Source organism: Kitasatospora sp. NPDC057512 (assembly GCF_042802135.1).
In the GTDB taxonomy this organism is placed as follows: domain Bacteria; phylum Actinomycetota; class Actinomycetes; order Streptomycetales; family Streptomycetaceae; genus Kitasatospora.
Window position 1 is genome coordinate 1 of sequence record NZ_JBHVET010000293.1, and the last position, 9,562, is coordinate 9,562.

At 72.5% G+C, this 9,562-nt stretch carries 9 protein-coding genes; 2 read left to right on the plus strand and 7 right to left on the minus strand.

Going from position 1 to position 9,562, the window contains the following annotated elements; translation table 11 throughout:
- Window positions 1-20 precede the first annotated feature (20 nt).
- The 6 genes from pdxS to pgsA all read right to left on the minus strand — a co-directional run bounded on the left by pdxS (window position 21) and on the right by pgsA (window position 4,929).
- On the minus strand, window positions 21-932 hold the full coding sequence (gene pdxS / locus ACFU6K_RS20135) for a pyridoxal 5'-phosphate synthase lyase subunit PdxS (RefSeq protein ID WP_049651429.1): 912 nt from the start codon (window positions 930-932) through the stop codon (window positions 21-23).
- Window positions 933-1,061: 129 nt separating this feature from the next.
- On the minus strand, window positions 1,062-1,607 hold the full coding sequence (locus ACFU6K_RS20140; RefSeq protein ID WP_049651430.1) for a membrane protein: 546 nt from the start codon (window positions 1,605-1,607) through the stop codon (window positions 1,062-1,064).
- A gap of 29 nt (window positions 1,608-1,636) precedes the next feature.
- Window positions 1,637-2,005: a 5-carboxymethyl-2-hydroxymuconate Delta-isomerase gene (locus ACFU6K_RS20145; RefSeq protein WP_380664821.1), complete on the minus strand. Its 369-nt coding sequence runs from the start codon at window positions 2,003-2,005 to the stop codon at window positions 1,637-1,639.
- 61 nt (window positions 2,006-2,066) lie between these two features.
- Window positions 2,067-3,251, minus strand: a complete 1,185-nt coding sequence (locus tag ACFU6K_RS20150; protein WP_380664823.1) for a glycosyltransferase family 4 protein — start codon at window positions 3,249-3,251, stop codon at window positions 2,067-2,069.
- Window positions 3,252-3,302: 51 nt separating this feature from the next.
- The gene (locus tag ACFU6K_RS20155; protein ID WP_380664825.1) at window positions 3,303-4,265 is read right to left on the minus strand and encodes a phosphatidylinositol mannoside acyltransferase; all 963 of its coding nucleotides are present in this window, start codon (window positions 4,263-4,265) and stop codon (window positions 3,303-3,305) included.
- 16 nt (window positions 4,266-4,281) lie between these two features.
- On the minus strand, window positions 4,282-4,929 hold the full coding sequence (pgsA, locus tag ACFU6K_RS20160; RefSeq protein ID WP_380664828.1) for a phosphatidylinositol phosphate synthase: 648 nt from the start codon (window positions 4,927-4,929) through the stop codon (window positions 4,282-4,284).
- A 256-nt stretch (window positions 4,930-5,185) separates the two neighbouring features.
- On the opposite strand from pgsA, the gene ACFU6K_RS20165 reads away from it, so the two are divergent.
- A complete protein-coding gene (locus ACFU6K_RS20165; protein WP_380664830.1) occupies window positions 5,186-7,234 on the plus strand; it encodes an elongation factor G-like protein EF-G2 in 2,049 nt (682 codons plus the stop codon).
- 16 nt (window positions 7,235-7,250) lie between these two features.
- Here ACFU6K_RS20165 and ACFU6K_RS20170 read toward each other — a convergent pair whose 3' ends face one another.
- Window positions 7,251-7,676: a thiol-disulfide oxidoreductase DCC family protein gene (locus tag ACFU6K_RS20170; protein ID WP_380664832.1), complete on the minus strand. Its 426-nt coding sequence runs from the start codon at window positions 7,674-7,676 to the stop codon at window positions 7,251-7,253.
- 195 nt (window positions 7,677-7,871) lie between these two features.
- On the opposite strand from ACFU6K_RS20170, the gene ACFU6K_RS20175 reads away from it, so the two are divergent.
- A complete protein-coding gene (locus tag ACFU6K_RS20175; protein WP_380664836.1) occupies window positions 7,872-9,518 on the plus strand; it encodes a hypothetical protein in 1,647 nt (548 codons plus the stop codon).
- The last annotated feature ends 44 nt before the right edge of the window (window positions 9,519-9,562 follow it).

Here is a 9,562-nt window from a genome sequence, read left to right on the forward strand (position 1 = left end):
GCTCGGAAAACTGCGGGTGGTTACCAGCCGCGGTTGGCGTAGCGCTCGGTCTCCGGCAGGGTGTCGCAGTTGATGCCGACCATGGCCTCGCCCAGGTTGCGGGAGGCGTCCGCGATGACCTTCGGGTCGTCGAAGAAGGTGGTGGCCTTCACGATGGCGGCGGCACGCTTGGCCGGGTCGCCCGACTTGAAGATGCCGGAGCCGACGAAGACGCCCTCGGCGCCCAGCTGGCGCATCAGCGCGGCGTCGGCCGGGGTGGCCACGCCACCGGCGGAGAACAGCACGACCGGCAGCTTGCCGAGCTCGGCGACCTCCTTGACCAGCTCGTACGGGGCGCGCAGCTCCTTGGCGGCGGCGAACAGCTCGTTGTTGTCCAGCGCGCGCAGCTTGCCGATCTCGTTCTTGATCTGGCGCAGGTGGCGGACGGCCTCGACGACGTTGCCGGTGCCGGCCTCGCCCTTCGAGCGGATCATGGCCGCGCCCTCGGCGATGCGGCGCAGGGCCTCGCCCAGGTTGGTGGCGCCGCAGACGAAGGGGGTGGTGAAGGCCCACTTGTCCGAGTGGTTGACCTCGTCGGCCGGGGTCAGCACCTCGGACTCGTCGATGTAGTCGACGCCCAGCGACTGGAGCACCTGGGCCTCGACGAAGTGGCCGATGCGGGACTTGGCCATCACCGGGATGGAGACCGCCTCGATGATCTCCTCGATCATGTTGGGGTCGGACATGCGGGCCACGCCGCCGTCCTTGCGGATGTCGGCCGGAACCCGCTCCAGGGCCATGACGGCCACGGCGCCGGCGTCCTCGGCGATCTTGGCCTGCTCGGCGTTGACCACGTCCATGATCACACCGCCCTTGAGCTGCTCGGCCATGCCGCGCTTGACCCGGGCGGTGCCGATCTGCGGCTGGTCTGCGGTGGTGGGGGTCGTGGACACGTGAGACCTCACTCGAAGATGAATCAGTGCTATCGCCCTATGGTAGGCAGACCGGATGGCCCACTCATGCGCCACCAAGTCCAGCCAGGACGACGGGACACGACAAACGGGCCGTATCCGGGGGACACCTTAAGCAGGCGCCCCTTCGGGCGTGAGGGCGGGCGGCGGGGCATCGTCCATCTCGAACGCCAACGGGAACGGCGCCTTCCCCGCCAACCGGAAGTACCGCACCAGCCGGTGCTCGCGCACCGCCCGCGCCGCCCGCACCGCGTCGTTGTGGAACCGGCGGGCCATCGGCACCCGCCGCACCGCGGCCGTCAGCTCACGAACCGCGTCCTCGCCACCCGGCTCGGCCACCAGCGCCGCCATCTGCTCCGGCTCCTCGAACACCGCCCGCAGCGCCAGGCTCAACTGGCTCTCCGCCACCTCGCGCTGCTCGTCATCGGCCTGCCGGGCCGCGTGCGCCGCGTCCAGCAGCAGCAGCGAGGCCGCCGGATCCAGCAGCGAGGACGTCGCCAGCTCCATCGCCACCGAGGCCCGGCGCACCAGCTGCGCGTCCAGCGCCGCCCGCGCCGCGTCGATCCGGGCGTGCAGCCGGTCCAACCGACCGGCCGTCCAACTCAGGTACATGCCGAACAGCACCACGGCCACGCCGGCCCAGATCCAGGTAGTCACGGGCCGCTACGTTACCCGGTGTCACCGGTTCAGCCCCGGGCGGTCGCGTTCCGGTAGCTCTCCCGGTCGATGTCCGCGATGTTCACCGCCGTGAACAGCCGGGTGCCCGGCCTCGGCCGGACGAACCGCGCCAGCAGCGCCAGCACGCCCTCGCTCAGCGCCGCCTTCGCCTCCGGCGAACGGCCCGGGAAGATCTGGAACTCCACGAACACCTGGGTGTCGCCGGCCGTCCCGCTGGTGCCGACCACCAGCACCTCGCTCTGCCGGAACACCGTCTTGCAGGACTCCGGCTTCGCGTCGATCGTCGCCTCGGCCAGCCGGTTGATCGCCAGACCGAGGCCCCGGCGGTCGAAGGTTCCGGCCAGGTCGGCCGAGTAGTCGACGGAGATCTGCGGCATCGTCGCCCCCGTGGATCGCAGTGGTACGGACGCCCGACCCTAACCCCACCGACGCCGGGGATCAGTCCCGGGCCAGCCCGAACCGGCCGCGCCGACCGCTGCGCACGTCCTCCTCGACCACCGCCGCCTGGCCCGCCGTCACCGTCTCGTACACCGCCAGGATGTCCGCGCCGACCGTCGACCAGTCGAACCGCCGCACGTGCCGCGAGGCCGCCTCCCGCAGCTCCTCCAGCCGCGCCGGATCGCCCAGCAGCCGCAGCGCCGTACGGGCCAGCGCGTCCGCGTCCTCCACCGGGAACAGCTCGCCCGCGTCCCCGCCGTCCAGCACCTGCTTGAACGCGTCCAGGTCGCTCGCCAGCACCGGCGCCCCGGCGGACATCGCCTCGACCAGGATGATCCCGAAGCTCTCGCCACCCGTGTTCGGCGCCACGTACAGGTCCACGCTGCGCAGCAGCCGGGCCTTGTCCCGGTCGCTCACCATGCCGAGGAACTCCACCTGCCGCCGCACCTCCGGCGCCAGGCCCGCGACCGCCTCCTCCTCGTCGCCCTTGCCCGCCACCAGCAGCCGCACCCCCGGCCGCTCCGCCAGGATCCGCGGCAGCGCCGCCAGCAGCGTCGGCAGGCCCTTGCGCGGCTCGTTGATCCGGCCGATGAAGCCGATCGTGCCCGGCTCCCCCTTCGCCGCACCGCCCGTCCAGCGCTCGTCCGGCTCGGCCTCCGCGAAGAAGCCCACGTCCACACCGTTCGGGATCACCACCGCGTCCCCGCCCAGGTGCTCCACCAGCGTGCGCCGGGCGTACTCCGACACCGCGATCCGGGCCCGCATCTTCTCCAGCCCCGGCTGGAGGATCGGCGAGGCCGCGATCATCACCCGCGACCGCGGGTTGGAGGTGTGGAAGGTCCCCACCATCGGCCCGGTCGCCGACCAGGCGGCCAGCATCGACAGGCTCGGCGCGGCCGGCTCGTGCACGTGCAGGATGTCGAAGCGGCCGTCGTGCAGCCAGCGCCGCACCCGCGCCGCCGACAGGATCCCGAAGCTCAGCCGCGCCACCGACCCGTTGTACGGCACCGCCACCGACCGCCCGGCCGGGACCACGTACGGCGGCAGCGCCTCGTCGTCCTCGGCCGGCGCCAGCACCGACACCTCGTGCCCCAGGCCGATCAGGTGCTCGGCCAGGTCCCGGATGTGGAACTGCACCCCACCGGGGACGTCCCAGTCGTACGGGCAGACGATGCCGATCTTCACGGGTTCCTCAAGCTCCTTCGGACGGTCGTGCGGGCGGGACGGCGGAACGGATCAGGACCCGGAGGCCTCGGCCACCGGCTCCGGGGCCCCCTCCGCACGCTCCGCGGGCGCCGCCTTCACCGTCTCACGGACCGGCAGGTCGGCGAGCCAGAACCTCTGCAGCATGTGCCAGTCCTGCGGGTGCTCGCGGATGCCCCGCTCCCACACCTCCGCCATCGCCTGGGTCATCGCCCGGGTGCGCTCCTTGCGGTCGCCCTCCTCGGGCACCGGCACCTCCGGGTGGATCCGCCCCCGCAGCACCGGACCGTCGTACCAGAGCGTCACCGGCATCAGCGCCGCCCCGGTCCGCTGGCACAGCGCCGCCGGACCGGCCGGCATCCGGGTCTCCTCACCGAAGAACGTCACCCCGATGCCCGCCTCCGACAGGTCCCGGTCCCCCACCAGGCAGACCAGCCGGCCCTCGCGCAGCCGCCGCGCCAGCGTCCCGATCACGTTCACCGAACCGCCGGTCAGCGCCAGGACCTCCATGCCCTGGCCCTCCCGGAACTCCACGAACCGGTCGAACAGCCGCTCCGGCTTCAAGCGCTCCGCGACCGTGGTGAACGGGTAGCCCCGCTGCGCCACCCAGGTCCCCGCGAGGTCCCAGTTGCCCATGTGCGGCAGCGCTATCACCGCGCCCCGTCCGGCCTCCAGCGTCTCCCGCAGGTGCTCGAAACCGTCCACCTGCACGTCCCGGGCCACCCGCTCCCGACTCCACACCGGCAGCCGGAACGACTCCATCCAGTACCGCAGGTACGAGCGCATCCCCGCCCGCGACAGCTCCCGCAGTGCGGCCTCGTCCAACCCCGGACGGACCCGGCGCAGGTTCGCCTCCAACTGGAGCACCCGCTTGCCGCGCTTGCGCCACGCGTAGTCCGCCAGCCGGTCGAACAGCCCCGCGGCCACCCGCTCCGGCAGGTGCTTCAGCAGCCCCCAGCCCAGCGCGTACGCCCAGTACACCAGTCGGTCCGTCACCGCAGGACGCCCCCCATCAGCTCCCGGCCGCCGCTCGGTCGGCCTCGAACGCCTCCCGGCGCACGGTCAGCATGCGCTGGAACACCGTCACCAGGCTGCCCGCCGCCACCAGCCACAGCGCCACCGGCAGCAGCCACTCCACGTACGGCACACCGAACGTGTGCAGACCCGCGACCCCGGCCGCCACCAGGCTGGCCACCAGCCGCTCGGCCCGCTCCACCAGCCCCGACACGTCGCACGGCAGACCCTGGCTCTCCGCCCGCGCCTTCGTGTACGACACCACCAGACCGCTCGCCAGGCAGAAGATCGCCACCGCGCAGAGCAGGTTGTTGTCACCCTTGCCCGCGTACCACATCGCCAGACCACCGAAGATCGCCGCATCCGCGACCCGGTCCAGGGTGGAGTCGAGGAACGCCCCCCACTTCGAGCTCCGGCCCAGCTGGCGGGCCATGTTCCCGTCCACCAGGTCCGAGAAGATGAACAGCGTGATCGTGATGGTGCCCCAGAAGAACTCCCCACGCGGGAAGAACACCAGCGCACCGGCCACCGAACCGGCGGTACCGATCAGCGTCACGGCGTCCGGACTCACACCCAGGCGGATCAGGAACGCGGCGAACGGGGTCAGGACACGTGTGAAGAAGGCACGCGCGTATTTGTTGAGCATGGCCTTCCCAGCCGCTCCGATCTCCCAGATACCCGCCTGGCGCAGAACGCGCGGCAGACGGCCGGGCGGATCAGCCCGTCCGGCCCACCCATCGTAGCCACGCCCGGGACACGCTCCGGCGCACGCACCGCCGGGTCGGCGCCCCCGCCACCACGCACACACGGACCGTCACCGACCGGCCCCCACGACACGCGCCACATCGACACCCGACCCTAGACTGCCAAAGACAGCCTCGGCGCCACGGGAGGAGACCCCGATGCCCGACCGCAGCACGGCACGAGCCGGCCAGGCACCCCCCGTCAACGGCCCGAAGGACCTGCGCAACGTCGTCCTCATCGGCCCCAGCGGTGTGGGCAAGACCACCCTCGCCGAATCCCTCGCCCTCGCCGCCGGCGCCACCGGCCGGGCCGGCCGCGTCACCGACGGCACCACCGTCTCCGACCACGAGGACATCGAGCACCAGCAGCAGCGCTCCGTCCAGCTCGCGCTCCTCCCCCTCGAATGGAAGGGCGTCAAGATCAACCTGATCGACCCGCCCGGCCACCCCGACTTCACCGCCGACCTCCGCGCCGCCCTGCACGCCGCCGACGCCGCCGTCTTCGTCGTCTCCGCCACCGACCCGGTCACCGCCCCCACCCGCGCCCTGTGGCGCGAATGCGCCGCCGAAGGCATCCCCCGCGCCATCGCCGTCGCCAAACTCGACCTCGCCCACACCGGCTTCGACGACATCCTCACCGCCTGCCACGACGCCTTCGACCTCGGCCCGGACACCCTCCGCCCGCTCTTCCTGCCCGTCCTCCACGACGGACACCCCGACGGCAGCGTCGACCTCCTCACCGGCGACACCTACGGCGACGCCGAACCCCTCCCCGACACCACCCCCGCCCACGACAGCCTCGTCGAGGCCATCTCCGGCCAGGACGACACCCTCATGGAGCGCTACCTCTCCGGCGACCCCCTCGACACCGACTCCCTCGAAGCCGGCCTGCGCCGCGAAGTCCTCTCCTGCACCCTCCACCCCGCCGTCCCCACCAGCGAGAACGGCCTCGGCGCCGCCGAACTCCTCGACCTCATCGCCCACACCTTCCCCGACCCCACCGAACGCACCCGCCCCGCCCCCGCCTGCGACCCCGACGCCCCGCTCGCCGCCCAGGTCGTCCGCGTCACCGGCGACGCCTACGTCGGCCGGATCAGCCTGCTGCGCCTCTACGCCGGCACCCTGCGCCCCGACAGCAGGATCCACCTCACCGGCACCGCCCACACCGCCGACCAGAACGGCGACGAACGCGTCACCGGCCTCACCAGCCCCTTCGGCAAACTCCAGCGCCCCGTCCCGCACGCCGTCGCCGGCGACCTCGTCTGCGCCGCCAAACTCACCACCGCCCGCGCCGGCGACACCGTCCACGACCCCGGCCACCCCGTCGAACTCGACGGCTGGACCCTCCCCGAACCACTGCTCCCGATCGCCGTCGAAGCCCACAGCAAGGCCGACGACGACAAGCTCTCCCAGGCCCTCGCCCGCCTCACCGCCGAGGACCCGGCACTACGCCTCGAACAGAACCCCGACACCCACCAGCTCGTCCTCTGGTGCACCGGCGAGGCCCACGCCGAGGTCGTCCTCGACCGCCTCCGCACCCGCCACGGCGTCCACGTCGACACCGTCGAACCCAAGGTCGCCCTGCGCGAGACCTTCGGCACCGCCGCCGCCGGCCACGGCCGCCTCGTCAAGCAGTCCGGCGGCCACGGCCAGTACGCCATCTGCGACCTGGAGGTCGAACCGCTCCCGGCCGGCTCCGGCTTCGAGTTCCAGGAACACGTCGTCGGCGGCGCCGTCCCCAAACACTTCATCCCCTCCGTCGAGAAGGGCGTCCGCGCCCAGCTCGCCAAGGGCGTCGCCACCGGCTACCCGCTCGTCGACGTCCGGGTCACCCTCACCGACGGCAAGGCGCACTCCGTCGACTCCTCCGACGCGTCCTTCCAGAACGCCGCCGCCCTCGCCCTGCGCGACGCCGCCGAGCACGCCGTCATCCGCCTGCTCGAACCCGTCGCCGCCGTCAGCGTCCTGCTCCCCGACGACTACCTCGGCGCCGTCCTCGGCGACCTCTCCGCCCGCCGCGGCCGCGTCCTCGGCACCGAGACCGGCGGCAGCGGCCTCACCCTGCTGCGCGCCGAGGTCCCCGAACTCGAACTCGTCCGCTACCCGGTCGACCTGCGCTCGCTCACCCACGGCACCGCCGAGTTCTCCCGCGCCTACCTGCGCCACGAACCGATGCCCGCCGCCCTGGCCGAGCGCTACACCGACTGAGCGACCCCGCGCCGGACTACGGCCGGACGGGCTTCCGGGCCGGCAGCGCGCACGCCGCCGTACCCCCCGGCATCCGGTGCCGGTTGCGCGCCACCCAGCGGTAGACCACCCCCGCCAACGGCCGCACCGGCGCCGCCGTCAACACCGCGCCCAGATATGCCCACGCCCCGCCGGAGCGCATCAGCAGCCGCGCAACCGCCTGCGCGCCCCCGTACACCCGGCCGGTCGGCGTCACCCAGAGCACCTCGCGCTCCGCCCGCTCCGCCGACACCTCGCCCCGCCCGCCCGCACGCCCGTCCAGCCCCGCCAGGTCCGCGAACTGGAACGGCACCGCCTCCCAGCCCCCCGAGGCCAGCGTCTGCCGCAGGTACCGCTCCGCCCAGCGCACGCAAGACGAACAGAACGAACAGTCCCCGTCGAAGACCAGCACCGGATCCTTCACGGCCGCGCCCCTTTCGTCACTCCCACCACCCATCCTGCCCCACCGCCCCCACCCCTCCCACAGCGGGCATCGACCCGCCCGAAGCTGGGCATCATCCCCCTCAGGCCTCCGGTGACGGTACTTCAGACGATCATCCGCGCGGGGGTGCCACGGCACGGTAACCTGCCGCTGACAAGGGGAGGAGGGGACGCCACCGTGACCACACTCGACATGACCCCGGGTGCGCAGATACCCCGGACCGACGCCGGGCCGCAGACCGCCATCACCCAGGGACTCTCCTCGACCGCCTACCGCGACGGCGAGATCCAGGGCTTCGTCGGCGCCGTCACCGACGCCACCGAGAAGAAGGGCCGCTTCGCGCTCTTCCGACCCAACCTCGGCGAGGCCTTCAGCAAGGCGCTGGTCTCCCGCGCCCTGGGCGGCGCCCGCAAACCCCTCGTCCCGGCCTTCGGAGTCGACACCCGCCAGGTCGTCGAGCACTGCCTGGCCGCCGAGGAACTGCGCAACACCCGCGACCGGCAGCTCAGCACCGTCTCCATCGCCACCGGCGTGCTCTTCCTCCCCGGCACCCTGGTCTGGCTCGGCGCCTTCCAGCTCCGCGCCTGGCTCAAGCGGGACAACCCGAAGAACGCGGCCGTCTACGGCGGCATCGTGCTCGCCGCGGCCGCCGCCCTCGCCGTCCTGCTCGCGCTGCGCCCGCCGGCCGGCGGCTTCATCGGCGTCTACCTGCGCATCACCATGCTCGCGCCGGTCATCGGCTGGTACCTCGCCCGCCGGATCGTCGAGCGCTCCGCCAAGGACCTGCGCAGCCGCTGGCAGGCCCTGGTCGAGGGCAGCGCCGTCGCCGCCACCGTCGCCAAGGCCGTCCCCCGGGACGACCTCGACAAGAAGGCCGCCGACCTGCGCGACAAGCTCGGCCGGCTGGACGCCGAGCAGGAGACCAACATCCACCACTACGCCGGCCCCAAGGGCATCCTCGGCGCCGGCCGCCGCTGGGGCGAATGGCGCCTCGCCGACACCCTCCACCCCGCCGAGGGCCACGCCGACTTCCGCGCCTTCCACCCCTGGGACCTGATCCGCCGGATCTCCTCCCACCTGAAGGGCCTCGGCGTCAGCCACGTCGCCAACAGCGGCATGCCCAACGTCGCCATCAAGCAGTGGGTGGTCTTCGACATCGGCGAGGGCGCCGACGAGATCAGCCGCCCCGGCAACGCCGACATGGACGGCGACCGGATGCGCGACTTCGCCGTGCAGAGCGTCGCCGACAAGCAGACCTTCTCCGGCGGCCCCCGGCACTACCTCGCCACCCAGTTCATCACCCACGACGGCAAGCTGGTCCTCACCTTCACCGTCACCGTCACCCTGCTCGCCAACGTCCTGAACATCACCGTGTCCGGCTACGCGCTCGGCCCGGTCAAGGGCGTCTTCTTCGACAAGCCCAAGGACAAGGAGAAGACGGTCGCCAAGACCGTGAAGTTCTGGGAGGAGCGCACCGTCAAGCTCCCCCTCATCGACAACGACGAGGTCGTCCGCCAGGCCGTCCGCGCCCCGTTCTACCGGATGCCCGGGCTGCTCACCTGGCTCGGCGGCGGACTCGGCCTGCCCGAGCCGTTCGGACTGCGGCACATCTGGGCCGGCCGGGCCTGGGAGAACCGCTCCATGGTCGACAACGCCCAGAACGCCTCCGTCCCGGTGCTCGCCGCCGTCCACGCGGCCACGCTGGAGTTCCTGGAGGAGCACGACCTGGACGCCGACCGCTTCTTCAAGAACCGCACCTCGATCATCAAGTCCGAGGCGCAGAGCCCCCGCCCGTACGACGTCGACACCTTCAACGCCGGCTGACCCCCGGGACGAACGCCGGAGGGCCCCACCGAGATCCTCGGTGG